The sequence below is a fragment of the Micromonospora sp. DT62 genome (assembly GCF_049847285.1).
Lineage (GTDB): Bacteria > Actinomycetota > Actinomycetes > Mycobacteriales > Micromonosporaceae > Micromonospora > Micromonospora reichwaldensis.
The window spans coordinates 39,599-57,359 of the sequence record NZ_JBNCOB010000022.1 but is presented as its reverse complement, the minus strand read 5'-3'; the positions used below and the strand labels follow the sequence as shown (position 1 = coordinate 57,359).

Below are 17,761 nucleotides of genomic sequence, written 5' to 3'. Positions count from 1 at the left end.
CCACCCGACGGGCACTGAGGACGGGCAGTACGACGCTGGAGGTCACCTTGTCAGAAGCCCCGGACCGCCGGTACGGCCCCGCGCCCCTGCCGCAGCCTCGTGGGCCGGTGTCGGCGGCGCTGCTGGACGCGCTGCGGCGGGCGCCGCACGACCTTCCGGCGGGGCTCGGCGCCGCGCTCGACCCGGCCGGGCCGCTCACCGACGAGGACCTCCAGCTCACCCTCTTCTGCTGCTACGAGCTGCACTACCGGGGCTGGCAGGGCGTCGACGACGACTGGGAGTGGCAGCCGTCTCTGCTCGCGCTGCGCGCGTACGCCGAACGGCACTTCGAGGCGGCGGTGCGCGCGCTGGTGGGGCCCCTGCCGGCGGCGCTGCCCGGCGGGGTGCCGGCGGCCCTGGCCGACGTGGTCGCCGCCGACGACGGGCCGTCACTCGCCGGCCACCTGCAACGCCGGGCGTCGCTGGCCCAGTTCCGGGAGTTCGTCACGCACCGCTCGATCTACCACCTGCGCGAGGCCGACCCGCACAGCTGGGCCCTGCCGCGCCTCGGCGGACCGGCGAAGGCCGCCCTGGTGGAGATCCAGATGGACGAGTACGGCAACGGGCGGCTGGACCGGATGCACGCCGAGCTGTTCCGGGTCACCCTGGCCGAGCTGGGGCTGGACACCGGCTACGCCGCCCACCTGGACGCCGTGCCGGCGGTCACCCTGGCCACCAACAACCTCATGTCGCTGTTCGGGTTGCACCGGCGGCTGCGCGGGGCGCTGGTGGGGCACCTAGCCGCCTACGAGATGACCTCCTCGCTGCCGAACCGCCGGTACGGCAACGGGCTGCGCCGCCTGGGGCTGGGCGAGGCGGCCACGCGCTTCTACGACGAGCACGTCGAGGCCGACGCGGTGCACGAGCAGATCGCCGCGTACGACCTGTGCGGTGGGCTGGTCCGGGTGGAGCCGGCGCTCGCCCCGGACGTCCTCTTCGGCGCCGCCGCCGCGCTGGCGGTGGACCGGCTCTTCGCCGCGCACCTACTGGACGCCTGGACCGCCGGCCGCACCTCCCTGCGCACCACCGCCGCACCGATCCGCATCGACCTGCGCGACCGCCCGCGCCCCGGCGGCCGACCCGCCGCCGTCGCCTGACCCACCCGGCTTCACCCCGCCCGGCAGGGCAGGGCGGGTCAGGGGTTTTCGCGGGTGGGGGCGGCGCGGAAGTTGACGGCCTTGTGGGTGCCGTCGCAGAACGGCTTGAGCGCCGACTTCCCGCAGCGGCACAGGGCCACCGTGCCCCGCCGCGCGTCGATGGTCTCCCCGTCGGGGGTGACCAGGGCGAAGTCGCCCCGGACCAGCAGTGGCCCGTCCTGGTAGGGGGTGATGGTGGCCGCCGCGGGAGTGTCGTCGTCGGTGTGCATGGGCGCTGAAGTGCCCCTTGCTCCGGCACTGAAACCCCTGCTCACCGGCGTGCCGTCGCGGTGGGTGACCGGCGTCGTCACCCGGTTCGGCGGCTCGGCGGCTGCCCGCCCGGGATCTTCTGATTGCTCCCGCCCGGTGGGGGATGCCCCGTTTGAACCCCATCGGGACGGGAAGCCGGGCCGCGTGGTGAGCGAACGAGGCAAGGTGGAGCCGGGGCCCAAGGTGCGCAAGGGGCTCACGGCCGACGGGGCCGGGCTGGCGGGCGACCGGGTCGTGGCCGCCGGCAGCGCCGCGCGGGTCCTGGTGGCCGCCACCGCGCGGGCGCTGCGCGGCACCGACTGCGCCGACCTCGGGCACCCGGGACACCCGGGGCCGCTGTCACGGTTCGTCGGCACGCCCGAACCGGTGCGCCGGGCGGCGGTGATCCGGGCGGCCGGCCGGGTGGCGCTCACCCCCGGACAGACCGCCGAGGTCGACGCGGGCCGGGTCGCCCGCTGGTTCGCCGAGCAGTACCCGCGCCGCCGCTACCCGGGTGTCCTGATCGGCTCCCCGCACGGCGCGGCCGCGCACCTGGCGATGGCGCTCGGCGTGCCCTGGCTGCCGGCCGGGTTCGAGATGACCGTGCACTGGGCGCAGGGCGCCGTCGACCGGCCGCAGGCCGCCCTGGACCACGGTGCCGCGCTCACCGCCCGTCTCCTCGGCGGCAACGCCGACCTGCACGTCCGCCAGGTGCACTGCCCCGCGAGCCGGGGCGCGCTGGCCGGCGCCACGGTGTCGCTGGCGGCCCGGTGGCGGTCCCTGCCGGCCGCGTACGCGCGGTTCCTGGCCGACCGGCTGGAGCCCGGCGCACCGGTGCTGCTGCTGCGCGACGCCCGCACCTGGCCGGTCTTCGACTCCGCCCCGGGGCACAGCTTCCAGGTCGGCTGCCCGGGCAGCGGCCTCGACCCGGTCGACTTCCACCCGGACAGCCACGCCCTGCGCCAGGTGCTCCGCTCGGCCGGCGGGGACGGCGCGCACTGGCAGCCGCCGGAGGTCGCCTCACCGCCGGAGCCGGCGGAACACGGCGTGGAGTCCGGTTTCGAGGCCGGCGTCCAGGAGTGGACCGGCGGGCACGGGCATCCCCTGCACCGGGTCCTCGTGCCGCGGCCGGAGGCGCTCAGCGCCGCGACCGCCGACCTGTACCGGCGCTGGCTGCGCGCGGCCGGCAAGACCGGCGACCGGCTGGTGGTGGAGTGCGGCCGGCTGCTCGACCCGTGGCAGGTGGTGCGGGCCGGGATGGTGCCGTACTGGTGCGAGAACGCCACCCGGCGCAGCGTGGAGGCGGCGGAGTGGTGGCTCGCCGGGAGCGAGCCGTTCAGCTCGGTGGACGTGCTGCCCGAGCCGCCCGGCCTGCGGTCGCCGGCGTTGGCCGGGCTGCCCCAGTGGCTGGCCGTCGCCGGCTTCGGGCGCCGCCGGCGGGCGCTGGACCGCACCACGGCGCGCGGCTACCCGGTCACCTCGGTGCCCACCCGTCGGGCGACGGAGGTGCTGCGGGCGCAGCCGTACGACCTGCCGACGCCGCCGCCGATGACCGTCCCCGAGGCCCTCGCGGCGTTGCGCGACGGCGGCTCCCACCAGGGGTTACTCGTCTGTTGAGTCGGCCCTTTCGAAACATCCTCGCGAACCCCGGGTCCCGTGATTGAGTACCTACGGAGCGGGAACACCGCTGGCTGCGACGGCCTGATCACGCCGTCCGGCGTGGCGCCGTCGCCCGCTGACATCCCAGTCATGTGACCCATTTTCCGGCCCGGGCGTGGTGCGACCACGCGCGCGCACGACCGGTTTCCTGAATCCGGGCGGGGGACCTTCCTGAGGGAGGCGCGGATGTTCGGACAGACCACCACGACCACACCACCTCCGACCGATCGGGGCCTGGAGGACCTCGACGCGGCCGCACTGGCGTACGCGGCGCGGATCGCGGGCCTACCGCCCGAACGACGCCAGGAGGCGCGTGACGACCTCGTCCGGTTCGCCCTGCCGTTCGCGGGCCGGCTGGCCCGCCGCTACCGGGGGCGGGGCGAGCCGTTGGAGGACCTGGAGCAGGTCGCCCGGCTCGGCCTGGTCAACGCCGTCGACCGGTACGACCCGGAGCGGGGCTCCTTCACCGCGTACGCGGCCATCACCATCGTCGGCGAGATCAAGCGGCACTTCCGCGACCGCACCTGGGGCGTGCACGTGCCGCGCCGGCTGCGCGACCTGATCCTGGAGGTCGGGCAGGCCACCTCCGCGCTGACCAGCGAGCTGTCCCGGGCCCCGACGGTCGCCGAGCTGGCGGAACGGCTGGAGACCCCGCAGGAGGAGATCCTCGCCGCGCTGGAGTCGGCCGCCGGCTACAGCCCTGCCTCGCTGAACGCCCCCGTCGGCGGGGAGAGCTCGGCGGAGTTCGGCGACCTGGTCGGCGAGTCCGACAACGCGTTGGAGTCCGTCGACGACCGGGTGACGGTCAGCGGGCTGCTGCACCGGCTGCCCTGGCGGGAGCGGCGCATCCTGGCCATGCGTTTCTACGGCAACCAGACCCAGGCGGAGATCGCCGCCCGCTTCGGCATCTCCCAGATGCACGTCTCCCGGCTGCTGTCGCGGGCGCTGACCTGGCTGCGTCAGGCGATGCTGGCCGACGCCCCGCCGCCGTGGCAGAACGGGACCGCCGAGTCGTCCGAGCCGGCGAAGACCAGGATCTCGGTGCGGCACAACGGCGACCGGGTGGTCGTGGAGGTCGGCGGGGAGGTCGACCGCGACGGCGCGGACCAGCTCCGCCGGGCGATGCTGGAGGCGGTGACCGGGCAGCCCGCCGAGGTGGTGGTCGACCTGGTGGGCGCCGGTGGCTTCGACGCCGGCGGCATCGCCGCGCTGATGGCGGGCCGCGAGGCCGCCGCCCGCACCGGGGTGCCGCTGCGGCTGACCCGCGTCCAGCCGGCCGTGCGCCGCTCACTCACGGCGGCCGGCCTGGCGGCGGCCCGCGAGGGCTGACCACGTCGCGCAGAGGGCCGGCACCCCCCCGGGGTGCCGGCCCTCTCGCGTACGCCCGCTCAGCGCTCGGGCGTGTCGCCGGGCCCGCGCGGATGCCGCCAGCGTTCCCTGGCCGGCGGCTCCCGGTCGGCGCCGGGGCGGGTCTCCTCCGGCTCGTCGGTCTGCTCGAAGCTGGGCCGCCGGATGTCGTTCGGCTCGGGGACGTCCACGGGTCGGGCCCCGGACTGCGCCGCGGGCTGGTACTCGGTGGCCTCCCGCGCGCCGTGCGCCCCCTCGGCGGCCGGCGCCTCGGGCGCGTGCTTCTCGCGGCGCAGCTCGTCGCGGAAGTCCTGCGGCGGCTTCGTGGTGCGCTGGGGCAGGTCCCGGCCGAGATCGGCGACGAGCGGGCCGTACTTGGCGTCGAAGGCGGGCCGCTCCGAGCGGATGCGGGGCATCCGGTCGAAGTTGCGCAGCGGCGGCGGGCAGGTGGTGGCCCACTCCAGCGAGTTGCCGAAGCCCCACGGGTCGTCGACGTTCACCATCGCCCCGTAGCGCCAGGACTTCCAGGCGTTCCAGATGAAGAAGAGCGTGGACGCGCCGAGCACGAACGCGGAGATGCTGGAGATGGTGTTCAGCGCGGTGAACCCGTCGCTGGGCAGGTAGTCGGCGTACCGGCGGGGCATGCCCTCGTTGCCCAGCCAGTGCTGGACGAGGAAGGTGCCGTGGAAGCCGAGGAACATGGTCCAGAAGTGGGCCTTGCCGAGCCGGTCGTCGAGCAGCCGCCCGGTCATCTTCGGCCACCAGAAGTAGAAGCCGCCGAAGAGTGCGAAGACCACCGTGCCGAACAGCACGTAGTGGAAGTGCCCCACGACGAAGTACGTGTCGTGGGTGTGCCAGTCGGCCGGCGGGCTGGCCAGCAGCACCCCGGTGAGGCCGCCGAAGAGGAAGGTGACCAGGAAGCCGATCGCGAAGAGCATCGGCGTCTCGAAGGTGATCTGCCCCTTCCACATGGTGCCGATCCAGTTGAAGAACTTCACCCCGGTGGGCACCGCGATCAGGTAGCTCAGGATGCTGAAGAACGGCAGCAGCACCTGGCCGGTGGCGAACATGTGGTGGGCCCACACGGTCATCGACAGCACGGTGATCGCGATGGTGGCCAGCACGAGGCCGGTGTATCCGAAGATCGGCTTGCGGGAGAAGACCGGGATGATCTCGGTGATGATGCCGAAGAACGGAATCGCGATGATGTAGACCTCGGGATGGCCGAAGAACCAGAACAGGTGCTGGTAGAGCATCGGGCCGGCGGTGCTCGGGTCGTACACGTGGGCGTTGAACAGCCGGTCCGCCGCGAGCGCCAGCAGCGCGGCGGCGAGCAGCGGGAACACCAGGATCACCAGCACGCTGGTGAAGAGCATGTTCCAGGTGAAGATCGGCATCCGGAACATGGTCATGCCCGGCGCGCGCAGGGTGAGGATCGTGGTGATCAGGTTGACGGCGCCGAGGATGGTGCCCAGCCCCGAGATCACCAGGCCGATCACCCACATGTTGGCGCCGACGCCGGGGGAGTGCTCCTGGCTGCTCAGCGGCGAGTACGCGGTCCAGCCGAAGTCGGCGGAGCCGCCCGGGGTGAGGAATCCCCCGAGCACCATCAGGCCGCCGAACAGGTAGAGCCAGTACGCGAGGGCGTTGAGCCGGGGGAACGACACGTCGGGGGCGCCGATCTGGATCGGCACGATGTAGTTGGCGAACCCGAACGCCGCCGGCGTGGCGAAGAGCAGCAGCATGACCGCGCCGTGCGAGGTGAAGAGCTGGTTGTACTGCTCGGCGGAGAGGAACTGCAAGTTGGGCCGGGCCAGTTCGGCGCGCATCAGCATCGCCTGGATCCCGGCGACCAGGAAGAAGCCGAACGAGGTCAGCAGGTAGAGCAGGCCGATCTGCTTGTGGTCGGTGGTGGCCAGGAACCGGGTCAGTTTGCCGCCGGGGAGCGCCTTGCGCAGCGGCCCGGGGTAGCCACCGAAGCGTGCCGGTGCCAGGATCGCCGGTCCCCGGTCGCGTGGTTCCGTGGTTACCCGCTTGGGCATGTGACTCTCACCCCGCCAGACGACAGATAGGACGGCGCGGCTACCCGCCCCGCATCCCCATGAAACCAGGCGACAGGGGTTATTCAGGCGAGAGTGGTAAATTCTGTCAATTCGCGGGCAGGATGGCCCAGACGACCTTTCCGTCGCCAGCCGGCGCGCTGCCCCACCGCTGAGCAGTCTCGCGGACGAGCATCAGCCCCCGGCCGCCCTCGGCCCGCAGGTCGGCGGCGCCGGCCCGGACCGAGGTCCGGCTGCCGTCCGCGACGGCCAGGTGCAGGTACGGCCGGCGCAGGGTCAGCGTCACCTGCATCGGCGTGCCGGCGTGCCGGACCACGTTGCCGACCAGCTCGCTGAGCACCAGCGACGCCGGCCCGACGGCCTCCGGCAGGTTCCAGCGGGCGCACGCGTCGGTGACCAACTCCCGCGCCCGCCGGCAGGCCTCGGCCACCGGTTCGAGCCGGGCGCGCAGCCGGGGCGCCGCCGCCGCGTTCGCCACCCGGGTCGCCTCGTCGCAGTCGCGCCGCACGGGCACCACCCGGCAGGCGGTCGACTGGGCCAGCCAGGTCGCCGCCTCGGGCGGTGGGGCGCACAGCACGACGGGCACCGCCGGCCAGTCGGCCGCCCGACGGGCGGTCGCGGCGAAGACCGAGAGGGCGAGCCGGTCACGGACGGTGACGTCGGTGAGGTCGACCACGAGGGCGTCGGGCTGGCTGGCGAGGCAGTCGTCGAGCACGTCCCGCACCGTGCGCATGGTGTCGACGCCGAGGTCGCCATGGAGGCGTACGACGGTCACTGGCGACTCGTCATGCACCTCGCAGGTGATCCGGCTCGGCATCGTGCCCTCGTTTCGCATCGTCGGGTGATCTGCGAACTACCCGGCCACGCGTTGGGTCAAACCGAACCGGCCGGGGCCCGCCGCCCCGGCCGGTCACGATGCGTCACCGGCGGGTCCGGTCCCGCGTGGTCAGGATGCCGAGTGCGATCATGCCCAGGCCCAGGAACAGGTGCAGCCAGTTGTCGGCGTTGTTGACCGGGATGAAGTTGGCCGCGCTGTCGTGGTCGATCACCAGGCCGTAGAGCCAGAGCACCAGGTAGATCGCGCCGCCGCCGACCAGGTACGTCCGCGCGCCCGTGACGGTGCGGGCCAGCAGCAGCCCGGCCACCCCGAAGAGCAGGTGGACGATGTTGTGCAGCACCGAGACCTGGAACAGGCCGAGCAGCTTGGATTCGGAGTCGTGCCCGGCGAAGCGCAGGTCGCCGAAGTTGCTGGTGATGCCCGGCACGAAGCCGAGCACGCCGACCAGGAGGAAGACCACCGCCACGGCGGTGGCGGCCCGCCGGACGGGAGCCCTGCCGTCGGCCGGGTTGTGCCGGGCGCGAGAGCGCGCCATGGGACCGGTCACCGCCGTCTCCTCACTGTGCGAGAACGCTGAGTGGATCGCGCCTTCCCGCTGCTCCCACCGTCAAACCCCGCCGCCGGGGGAACGCCCCGATCCACGCGATCCGGGCGCCGGCACGCGACCGGGGCCGGCCCACCGTGACGGCGGGCCGGCCCCGGGGCGCGGATCGATCGCCGGTCAGGCCGGTTGCAGGCGCGGGGCGGCGGCGAGCTGGCGGACCCGCTCGTAGAGGCCCACGTACTTCTCGGCCATCACCGCGGGGGTGAAGCGGACGGCGGCCTCCCGCCGGCACTCGTCCGGATCCAGCAGGCCGGCGGCCATCAGCAGGTCGCCCAGCTCCTCCTCGTCGGAGGTGAGCAGGCCGGTGCGGCCGTGCTCGATCAGCTCGGGCAGGCAGCCCCGGGCGGTGGCCACCACCGGGGTGCCCAGGGCCAGCGACTCGACCACCGCCGTGCCGCCCGGCTCCTCCCAGCGCAGCGGGAACAGCGAGGCCCGGGCGCCGGCCAGCAGGTCGTCGCGTTCCTGCCCGGCCACGGTGCCCACCCAGCGGACCAGGTCACCGTCGACGTGCGGCGCCACCTCGTCGTAGAAGAACCGGACGTCCGGGTTCTGCCGGGCCTCGTCCCCGGCGGCGGCCAGGTCCTCCGGCCGGTGGTACGGGCCGACGGGCCCGGCGAGCACCAGCGGCACCCCCACCCGCCGGGCGAGGCGCGCGCCCACGTCCTGGCCCTTGCCCGGGTTGATCCGGCCCAGGATGATCAGGTAGTCGCCCTTCTCCGCCCGGGGCCGACGGTCCGCGTCGACGGCGAGCGGGGTGGACAGGTGCACGTGGCCCACCGAGTGCTCCCGCAACGCCCGGGGCGCGCGGGCCAGCTGCGAGGCGGACACCCCGTTGACCCGGACCCGGTCGCCGCCGTCGACGTTGCCGTAGAGCGCCGGGTGCTTGGCCAGGTCCCAGTGCAGCGTGTGCAGGGCCGGCGGGGCGTCCGGGCCCATCGCGGCGAGCGTCGCCAGGCCGACCGCCTCCACGTGGTCGTGCACCAGGTCGATGTCGTCGCGCGAGTGCAACGCGCGCACCACGCCGTTCAGGTGCGCCTGGGAGATGCCGCAGACCTGGTTGTACGGCCGTTGCAGGGCGTGGAACTGCCCGTCGGGGAAGACGGAGAACTTCTCGTCGACCGGCAGCGTGCTGCTGTCGACCGACGCGAGCACCACCCGTACGCCGAGACGGCGCAGCTCCGGCACCAGCGTCGCGATCACGTTCTCGATGCCGCCGTAGCCGGGCGGCGGCACGGACAGCCACGGACCGGCGTTCATCAGGACGGTGAGGCTCATGCGGGATTCCTTCCCTCGGCGGGGGCCTGGGCCGTCCGCGCCCGGTCGTTCGCGGTCACGGGGGGTCGCGTGGTCACGCCGCGGCGACCCGTCGGCGGGGGATCCGGTGCCGCAGCTCGGCCAGGGGCGGCCGCTCCTCGACGGAGACGTCGCTGACGACGATCTCCCGGTCCAGGTTCGGCAGGGCGTCGGAGCCGCCGCGCCGGAACTGGGTCAGCAGGGCGGCGGGCAGCGCGCCCGGTGCCGCCCAGCCGCGCCGCTGCAACCGCGACCAGGCGGTGAGCATGATCTGGGCCGACATCCGGCCCAGCGCGGCGGTGTCCTGGTGGCGGTGCTTGCGCTCGCCCAGGTCCACCTGGGCCAGCGCGTCCAACCCGACCAGCTCGAGCAGGTCGATGAGCATCGCCGTCTCGACCCCGTAGCCGGAGACGAACGGCACCCGCTCCAGCACCTCCCGGCGGCCGGCGTACTCACCGGCGAGGGGCTGCACGAAGCCCGCCAGCTCGGGCCAGAACAGGTTCAGCATCGGCCGGGCCATCAGCTCCGTCACCCGCCCGCCGCCGTCGGCCTCCACGCTCGACGCCCCGACCAGCGGGCGGTGGTAGAAGCCCTTCACGAAGTCCACCGAGGGATCGGTCAGCAGGGGACCGATCAGCCCGGTCACGAAGTGCGGGCGGAACTCGCGCAGGTCGGCGTCGATGAACGCCACCACGTCGCCCTCGGCCGCGGCCAGCCCCGCCCAGAGCGCGTCGCCCTTGCCGGTCAGCCGAGGCAGGCCCCGGGTCATCGCGTCCTGGCTGACCACCTCCGCGCCGGCGGCGCGGGCCACGCTGGCGGTGCGGTCGGTGGACCGGGAGTCCACCACGATCAGCTCGTCGACCAGGGCCACCCGCTCCATCAGGTGCTCGCGGATCGTCGACACGATCGCGCCGACCGTGGCCTCCTCGTTGCGGGCCGGCAGGACCACGCTGACCCTGCTGTCCCCCTTGGCGCGGATCAGCCGCCGCGCCGGCCAGTCACCCGCCGACGTGGTGCGGTAGGTGGCCCACGCCTCCACCACCGGTGACACCATCGTTTCCGAATTCCGCACAGGCACCCCCAGATCGTGGCGGAAAAACCTTCCCTGTTTTTCCCACTACCGCACTCGCGCTAACCCGCAGCATGCCTAACAGCTTGATCACGGCAGTGACGTGACCGGGTTCCGCCCTGGTGAACGTTTGGTTGCGCGCACGCGGGGGGAGTGCAGTCGCGAACGCGAAACTGTGGCGAAGGGGCTCTTACATGCGCACGTGCCGGGTGGGACTGGTTGGGGCCGGCGGGGTGGCGCAACGCCATGCCCGGGTGTTGGGCGGCTTCGCGGACGTGGAACTGCTCGGGGTGACCGACGTGGTGCCGGAGGCGGCGGCGGAACTGGCGGACGCGCACGGCGCCCGGACCTTCGGCGACGTCGGGGAACTGCTGGCCGCCGGCCCGGACGCGGTCTACGTCTGCGTGCCGCCGTTCGCCCACGGGCCGGCCGAGGAGGCGGTCGTCGCGGCCGGGGTGCCGATGTTCGTCGAGAAGCCGGTCGCCGTCGACCTGGTGACCGCCGAGCGGATCGCCGACCTGGTGGCCGGGCGGGGGCTGCTCACCGGCGTCGGGCACCACTGGCGGTACCTGCCGGTGGTGCAGCAGGCCCGGGAACTGCTCGGCGACCGTCCGGTGCGGATGGTCAGCGGGGCGTGGTGGGACAAGGTGCCCCCGGTGGCCTGGTGGTCGCGGCGGGACCGCTCCGGCGGCCCCGTGGTCGAGCAGGCCGCCCACGTGCTGGACCTCATCCGGTGCCTGGTCGGCGAGGCCACCGAGGTCACCGCGTACGGCAACGGCACCCCGCCGCCCGTCGACGGCGCCGACATCGACTCGGTGACCACCGCGACGCTGCGCTTCGCCGGCGGCGCGGTCGGCACGCTCACCGCCGCCTGCGTGCTCGGCTGGAAGCACCGCGCCGGACTGGAGATACTCGCCGACGGGCTGGCCCTCTCGCTCGGCGAGGACGGCCTGGTCGTGCGCGACGCCGACGGGGAACGCCGCTTCGACGCCGACCCCGAGGCCGCGCGGGTGGCCGTGGACCGGGCCTTCGTCGACGCGGTCCGGGGCGTCGGTGACGACGTCCGCGTCCCGTACGCCGAGGCCCTCCGCACCCAGCGGCTCGCCCTCGCGGTCGCCGACTCCGCCCGCACCGGGCAGACCGTACGGCTGGACACGTCCGTCGCCGCGCCGCTCGCCGCGGGGGTGACCGTCGATGCGTGACCACGTCGTGGTGGTCAGCGGCCCGGGCCGGGTGGAGCTGGTCGAGCAGGACGCCGCCGAGCTGACCGAGGGCACGTTCCGGGTCGAGACGCTGTTCAGCGGCGTCTCCGCGGGCACCGAACTCAGCTTCGTCAAGGGCACCAACCCCTACCTGAACGTCACCTGGAACGCCGACCTCGGGCTCTTCCAGCCGGGCGCGGCCAGCACCCCGTACCCGGTGACCCGGCTGGGCTACATGCAGGTCGGCCGGGTGGTGGAGAGCCGTACGCCCGCCGTCGCCGTGGGCACCGTCGGCGCGATGACGTACGGCCACCGCACCGGCTGGGTCGCCGACCCGGTCGCCGAGCGGTTCGTGCCGCTGCCCGAGGACCTCGACCCGCTGCTCGGCGTCTACGTCGCGCACATGGGGCCGATCTGCGCCAACGGCGTGCTGCACGCCGCCGCCGACCTGCACGGCGCCGACGTGCGGTCGCTGGGCGACGGGGTGCGGGGCCGCCGGGTCGCGGTCGTCGGCAGCGGGGTGGTGGCCCTGCTCACCGCCCTGTTCGCCAAGCGGCACGGCGCCGCCTCGGTGGTGGTGCTCGACCCCACCCCGCAGCGGCGGGCCGTCGCCGAGGCGCTGGGCCTGGAGACCCTCGACCCGGAGGCCGACGACCCGGCGGTGGTGCTCAAGACCCGCTGGGCGCACGGACCTGGCGACCGGGGCGCCGACGTGGTGTTCCAGTGCCGGGGACAGGCGGGGGCGTTGCAGCTCGCGCTGCGCCTGCTGCGCCCCCAGGGCACGGTCGTCGACCTGGCCTTCTACCAGGCCGGCGCGGACGAGGTCCGCTTCGGCGAGGAGTTCCACCACAACGGACTGTCGCTGCGGTGTGCGCAGATCGGCCGGGTGCCGCGCGGGCTCGCCCCCACCTGGGACCGGGAGCGCCTCTCCGCCGAGACGATCGACCTGCTGCGCGCGTACGGGGACGTGATCCGCAAGCACCTCGTCTCGGCGGTGGTGCCGTTCGAGCAGGCCCCGGCCCTGCTGACCGATCTCGCCGAGCGGCGCCGCCAGGAGCTTCAGGTGGTGCTGACCGTCTGAGGTCCCCGCGTCGTCCCCCGGGCGGGTGGCGCGGCCCGATACCGTGCCAGCCATGACCGCCGCCGCTCCCGTGACGACCGCCGACGATCCCGTGCCGACCGCCGCCGGCGGTCCGGGCGCCCGCGTGGACGACCGGCGGGTCGGCCTGGCCGCCCTGCTGCCGTACCTGCGCGCCCACCGCGGCACCCTCGCCGTGGTGGGCGCGCTGTCGCTGGCCGGCGCGGCGGCGTCACTGGCACAACCGCTGCTCACCCGCTCGGTGCTGGACGGGCTCTCCGGCAGCCGATCGGTGGCGGGCCTGGTCGCGGCGCTGGTCGCCCTGGTGCTGGTGGCCGCGGCGATCGGCGGGGTGCGGGACTACCTGCTGCAACGCACCGCGGAAGGGGTCGTGCTGGGCACCCGGCGGCGGCTGGCCGGCCACCTGCTGCGGCTGCCGATCGCCGAGTACGACCGCCGCCGCACCGGCGACCTGCTCTCCCGCGTCGGCTCGGACACCACCCTGCTGCGCGCGGTGGTCACCTCCGGCCTGTTCGAGGTCGTCACCGGCGCCGTGATGGTGCTCGGCGCGGCGGGCGCGATGGTCCTGCTCGACCCGGTGCTGTTCGGGGTGACCCTGCTCGGGGTGGCCGCGGGCATCGCCATCGCCGTCGCCTTCGCCCACCGGGTGCGGGGCCTGGCCCGCGCCGCCCAGGAACGCGTCGGCGAGATGACCTCGGCGGTGGAGCGCGCCATCTCCGCCGCCCGGACGATCCGCGCGGCGCGGGCGGAGCGGCGCGAGGCCGACGCGATCGGCGTCAGCGCCGCGCAGGCGTACGCGGCGGGCCTGCGGGTGGCCCGGGTGCAGGCGTTCGTCGGCCCGGCCAGCAGCGTCACCATCCAGGGGGCGTTCCTGCTGGTCCTCGGGGTGGGCGGGGCGCGGGTGGCGGCGGGCGCGATCACCGTCGGCGACCTGGTCGCCTTCATCATGTTCCTGTTCTTCCTGGTCCTTCCGCTCGGGCAGGCGGTGCACGCCTACACCCAGTTGCAGACCGGGCTGGGCGCGCTCCAGCGCATCGAGGAGATGCTCGCCGTGCCGGTCGAGGGGGCCGCCGACCGGCCCGCGTCCGTCCCGGCCCGGGCGCTGCCCGGCGGGGCTCCGGCATCCGTCGAGTTCGACCGGGTGGGCTTCGGCTACCCCGGCGGCCCGCCGGTGCTGCACGAGGTGAGCTTCACCGTGCCGGCCGGCACCCGTACCGCCCTGGTCGGCCCGTCGGGCGCCGGGAAGTCGACGCTGTTGGCGCTGGTCGAGCGCTTCTACGAGGTCACCGAGGGCGCGCTGCGCATCGACGGGGTCGACGTGCGGGACCTGCCCCGCGACGCGCTGCGCGCCCGGATCGGCTACGTCGAGCAGTCCGCGCCCGTGCTGGCCGGCACGCTGCGGGAGAACCTCCTGATCAGCGCGCCGGAGGCCACCGGGGCCCGGCTGCGCGCGGTGCTCGACGAGGTCAACCTCGGCCACCTCGCCGAGCGCGCCCCCGAGGGGCTGGACGTGCAGGTGGGCGAGGGCGGGGTGCTGCTCTCCGGCGGCGAGCGGCAGCGCCTGGCGATCGCCCGCGCCCTGCTGGCCGGACCGCCGGTGCTGCTGCTCGACGAGCCGACCAGCAACCTCGACGCCCGCAACGAGGCCGCGCTGCGCCGGGCCATCGACGCGGTGGCCGCCCGGCGCACCCTGCTGATCGTGGCGCACCGCCTCTCCACCGTCGTCGACGCCGACCAGATCGTGGTGCTCGACGGCGGCCGGGTGGCGGCCACCGGCACCCACGACGAGCTGACCGGGACCAGCCCGCTCTACCGTGAGCTGGCCACGCACCAGCTCCTGGTGAGCTGAGCGGTACACGCCCGCGACCCGCCCGGCGACGACACCGGCGCGGCGGCGCGCCGGGCGGGCCGCCAACACCGGCTCCGGTCGCGTACCGTTGCCGCTCATGGGTGTGTCGCAACGCTTGAAGACCAGGTTCCGCCGGTTCCTCCAGCGCCCGGGGACGACGGTCGACCTGGGGCCGTTGGAGAAGCTGCTGCCGGCCGTCGAGGCGCGCGAGGACGAGCTGTCGGCGCTCGACGAGGCCGAGCTGACCGAGGCCGCCGGCAAGGCCACGGGCTACGAGGAGATCTGCGCGATCGGCCGCGAGGCCGCCCGCCGCGGCCTCGACCAGCGACCGTACGACGTGCAGCTGCTGGGCGCGATGGCGCTGCTCTCGGGCAAGGTCGCCGAGATGGCCACCGGTGAGGGCAAGACGCTCACCGCGACCATCGCCGCCTACGGGCACGTCCGGCTGGGCAACGGCCCGGTGCACGTGCTCACCGTCAACGACTACCTGGCCCGGCGCGACGCCCTCTGGATGGAGCCGGTCTACAAGCTGCTCGGCCTGAGCGTCGGCTGGGTCAACGAGGCGTCCACCCCGCAGGAGCGGCGCGACGCGTACGCCTGCGACGTCACCTACGTCTCGGTCAGCGAGGCCGGCTTCGACTACCTGCGCGACCAGCTCGTCACGGACGTGGAGCACCGGGTGCAGCCGCCGCTGCGCACGGCGATCGTCGACGAGGCCGACTCGATCCTCATCGACGAGGCCCGGGTGCCGATGGTCCTCGCCGGCTCGGTCGCCGGCGAGCAGGACCCGGTGCACGCCGCCGCCGCGCAGGTGCGGGGCCTGCGCAAGGGCAAGCACTACACGGTGGCCGAGGACGGCCGCAGCGTCGCCTTCACCGCCGCCGGCCTGGCCGCCGTCGAGGCCAAGCTCGGCATCGACCTGTACGACGAGGAGCACGTCGCGCAGCTGTCCGCCGTGAACGTGGCGCTGCACGCGCACGCCCTGCTGCACCGCGACGTCGACTACATCGTCCGCGACGGCTCCGTCGAGCTGATCGACGAGATGCGGGGCCGGGTCGCCCAGCGTCGCCGCTGGCCGGACGGGCTCCAGGCGGCCGTGGAGGCCAAGGAGGGCCTCGACGCCACCGCCGAAGGCGAGGTGCTCGGCACGATCGCCGTGCAGGCGTACATCGCGCTCTACCCCAAGGTGTGCGGCATGACGGCGACCGCGGTGCTGGTCGGCGACCAGCTCCGCGAGTTCTTCGGCCTCGAGGTGGCGGTGATCCCGCCGAACACCCCGTGCGTGCGCGAGGACGAGACGGACCGCATCTACGCCACCCGGGCCGAGAAGGAGGAGGCGCTGGTCGACGAGATCAAGCGCCACCACGAGCGCGGGCGGCCGGTGCTGGTCGGCACCCTGGACGTGAAGGAGTCCGAGGGGCTGGCGGCCGGCCTGAACGCCATCGGGGTGCCCTGCGTGGTGCTCAACGCGAAGAACGACGACGAGGAGGCGACGATCATCGCCGAGGCCGGCGCGTACGGCGCGGTGACCGTCTCCACCCAGATGGCCGGCCGGGGCGTCGACATCCGCCTCGGCGGCAGCGACCAGGCCGACCGGGACCGGGTCGCCGAGCTGGGCGGCCTCTACGTCATCGGCAGCGGCCGGCACGACAGCCGGCGCGTCGACGACCAGCTGCGCGGTCGGGCCGGGCGGCAGGGCGACCCGGGCGGATCGGTCTTCTTCGTCAGCCTGGAGGACGACCTGGTCGCCCGGCACGCCGGCGACGCCGTCCCCGCCTCGCCCCGGATGAACGCCGACGGCCTGGTCACCGACGACCAGGTCGAGTACGCCGTCGAGCACGCCCAGCGGGTCGCCGAGGGCGTCAACCACGAGATCCACCGCAACACCTGGCGCTACAGCGTCGTCATCGAGCAGCAGCGCAAGGCCCTCGCGGAGCGCCGCGAACGGCTGCTGACCAGCGACGTGGCGGCGCTGATGCTGCTGGACCGGGTGCCGGAGAAGGCCGGCGAGATGGACGAGGACCTGCTCGCCCGGGTCGCCCGCTCGATCGCCCTCTACCACCTCGACCGGCTCTGGACGGACCACCTCGCGGAGCTCTCCGAGGTACGCGAGGGCGTGCACCTGCGCGCCCTGGGTCGGCTCGACCCGCTGGACGAGTTCCACCGGGCGGCGGTGCCGGCGTTCAACAACCTGATCCCGGAGATCGAGCGGCGGACGATCGAGACCTTCGAGGAGACCGAGTTCACCGACGACTGGGAGCCGGACGAGGCGAAGCTGGTGCGGCCGAGCGCGACCTGGACGTACCTCGTGCACGACAACCCGTTTGGCTCGGAGCTGGACCGGTTGATCGCCTCGGTGGGGCGGCGGCTCAGCTCCGCGTCGCGCTGACGCCCCCTCCGGCCCCTTCCGGCGCCTTCGGGCGCCGGAAGGGGCCCCCTTTTGCGCCGTTTCGATCCCGGTTTGCGAGGGTAGTAGGCCGGGTCCGAGGAGTCGGGAGAGACCAGACGATGGAACACGTGACGGCGCCGGTCGGCCGTGCGGAAGCACGCGCCGGGACGGTGGGGGCAGTGGAGCGGTGAACCTGGAGATGTGGGACCCGGCGGTGGAGCGGCTCGGTGTCCTGGAGACCGCCGCCCTGCTGCGCGAGCTGACGGCCGCGCTGATCGCGGTCGAGGACTTCGACGAGGCGCTGGACGCGCTGGTGCGTACCGCCCACGAGGCGGTCGCCGGCGTGAGTTGGTGCGGCTTCACCGCGCTGCGCGCCGGCGAACCGGCCGGGGTGGCGGCCTCCGACGCGCGCCTGGCGGGGCTGGACGACCTGCGGCACGGCCCCGACTCGCCGGCGATGGACGCGATCCGGCGGCGGGAGATGATCCTCTCCGACCGGCTGGACCGCGAGGTGCGCTGGCCGTCCTGGACGCCGCGGGCACGGGACCTGGGCGTGCACGGGGTGATCTCCGCGCCGGTCGACGTCGACGAACAGGTGATCGGGGCGATCAACCTGTACGCCGGCCCCGCCGACCTGCTCACCCCGGGGCACCAGCTCACCGCGATGCTGCTCGCCGAGCACGCCGGGCTGCTCCTCGCGGCGGTCCGCGACCGGGCGCGCAAGGCGGCCGAGGCCGGGGAACTGGACCCCTCGGCGCTCGGCGACGGGGTGATCGGGCAGGCGATCGGCGTGATCATGACCCAGCGCGGCTGCCCGGCCGGCGAGGCGCTCGACGTGCTGCGCAGCGCGGCGTCGTCGCTGGACATCCCGCTGCGGGAGGTGGCCGACCGGCTGGTCGCCACCGTGTCGCGTCCCCGGGACAACTGA

The 17,761-nt window shown here is 74.3% G+C and carries 14 protein-coding genes; 8 read left to right on the top strand and 6 right to left on the bottom strand.

Annotation, left to right across the window (positions count from 1 at the left end; translation table 11 throughout):
• Positions 1 to 47 precede the first annotated feature (47 nt).
• On the top strand, positions 48 to 1,136 hold the full coding sequence (locus ACPXCB_RS24745; protein ID WP_425877895.1) for an iron-containing redox enzyme family protein: 1,089 nt from the start codon (positions 48 to 50) through the stop codon (positions 1,134 to 1,136).
• Positions 1,137 to 1,174: 38 nt separating this feature from the next.
• Here the strand turns inward: ACPXCB_RS24745 and ACPXCB_RS24740 are convergent, their stop codons facing one another.
• Positions 1,175 to 1,405: a CDGSH iron-sulfur domain-containing protein gene (locus tag ACPXCB_RS24740; RefSeq protein WP_425877894.1), complete on the bottom strand. Its 231-nt coding sequence runs from the start codon at positions 1,403 to 1,405 to the stop codon at positions 1,175 to 1,177.
• Between the two features lie 223 nt (positions 1,406 to 1,628).
• Here ACPXCB_RS24740 and ACPXCB_RS24735 point away from each other — a divergent pair, with 223 nt between their 5' ends.
• Positions 1,629 to 3,041, top strand: a complete 1,413-nt coding sequence (locus tag ACPXCB_RS24735; protein WP_425877979.1) for a hypothetical protein — start codon at positions 1,629 to 1,631, stop codon at positions 3,039 to 3,041.
• 228 nt (positions 3,042 to 3,269) lie between these two features.
• Positions 3,270 to 4,412: a SigB/SigF/SigG family RNA polymerase sigma factor gene (locus ACPXCB_RS24730; protein WP_425877893.1), complete on the top strand. Its 1,143-nt coding sequence runs from the start codon at positions 3,270 to 3,272 to the stop codon at positions 4,410 to 4,412.
• Positions 4,413 to 4,471: 59 nt separating this feature from the next.
• Here the strand turns inward: ACPXCB_RS24730 and ctaD are convergent, their stop codons facing one another.
• The 5 genes from ctaD to ACPXCB_RS24705 all read right to left on the bottom strand — a co-directional run bounded on the left by ctaD (position 4,472) and on the right by ACPXCB_RS24705 (position 10,279).
• The gene (gene ctaD / locus ACPXCB_RS24725; RefSeq protein WP_425877892.1) at positions 4,472 to 6,472 is read right to left on the bottom strand and encodes a cytochrome c oxidase subunit I; all 2,001 of its coding nucleotides are present in this window, start codon (positions 6,470 to 6,472) and stop codon (positions 4,472 to 4,474) included.
• A gap of 106 nt (positions 6,473 to 6,578) precedes the next feature.
• Positions 6,579 to 7,307 (bottom strand): ATP-binding protein, encoded by a 729-nt coding sequence (locus tag ACPXCB_RS24720; protein WP_425877891.1) that lies wholly within the window; start codon positions 7,305 to 7,307, stop codon positions 6,579 to 6,581.
• Between the two features lie 103 nt (positions 7,308 to 7,410).
• Entirely contained in the window at positions 7,411 to 7,863 is a 453-nt protein-coding gene (locus ACPXCB_RS24715) for a DUF4383 domain-containing protein (protein ID WP_132238116.1), read from the bottom strand.
• A gap of 186 nt (positions 7,864 to 8,049) precedes the next feature.
• Positions 8,050 to 9,207, bottom strand: a complete 1,158-nt coding sequence (locus tag ACPXCB_RS24710; RefSeq protein ID WP_425877890.1) for a glycosyltransferase — start codon at positions 9,205 to 9,207, stop codon at positions 8,050 to 8,052.
• A gap of 73 nt (positions 9,208 to 9,280) precedes the next feature.
• Positions 9,281 to 10,279, bottom strand: coding sequence for a glucosyl-3-phosphoglycerate synthase (locus tag ACPXCB_RS24705; RefSeq protein WP_396888661.1), 999 nt, complete (start codon positions 10,277 to 10,279; stop codon positions 9,281 to 9,283).
• 209 nt (positions 10,280 to 10,488) lie between these two features.
• On the opposite strand from ACPXCB_RS24705, the gene ACPXCB_RS24700 reads away from it, so the two are divergent.
• The 5 genes from ACPXCB_RS24700 (at position 10,489) to ACPXCB_RS24680 (ending at position 17,761) form a co-directional block, all read left to right on the top strand.
• A complete protein-coding gene (locus ACPXCB_RS24700; RefSeq protein WP_425877889.1) occupies positions 10,489 to 11,496 on the top strand; it encodes a Gfo/Idh/MocA family protein in 1,008 nt (335 codons plus the stop codon).
• A complete protein-coding gene (locus ACPXCB_RS24695) occupies positions 11,489 to 12,577 on the top strand; it encodes a zinc-dependent alcohol dehydrogenase (protein WP_425877888.1) in 1,089 nt (362 codons plus the stop codon). The genes ACPXCB_RS24700 and ACPXCB_RS24695 overlap by 8 nt, the downstream gene beginning before the upstream one ends.
• 52 nt (positions 12,578 to 12,629) lie before the next feature.
• Entirely contained in the window at positions 12,630 to 14,444 is a 1,815-nt protein-coding gene (locus ACPXCB_RS24690; RefSeq protein WP_425877887.1) for an ABC transporter ATP-binding protein, read from the top strand.
• A gap of 97 nt (positions 14,445 to 14,541) precedes the next feature.
• The gene (gene secA2, locus ACPXCB_RS24685) at positions 14,542 to 16,833 is read left to right on the top strand and encodes an accessory Sec system translocase SecA2 (protein WP_425877886.1); all 2,292 of its coding nucleotides are present in this window, start codon (positions 14,542 to 14,544) and stop codon (positions 16,831 to 16,833) included.
• A 187-nt stretch (positions 16,834 to 17,020) separates the two neighbouring features.
• The gene (locus tag ACPXCB_RS24680) at positions 17,021 to 17,761 is read left to right on the top strand and encodes a GAF and ANTAR domain-containing protein (RefSeq protein ID WP_425877885.1); all 741 of its coding nucleotides are present in this window, start codon (positions 17,021 to 17,023) and stop codon (positions 17,759 to 17,761) included.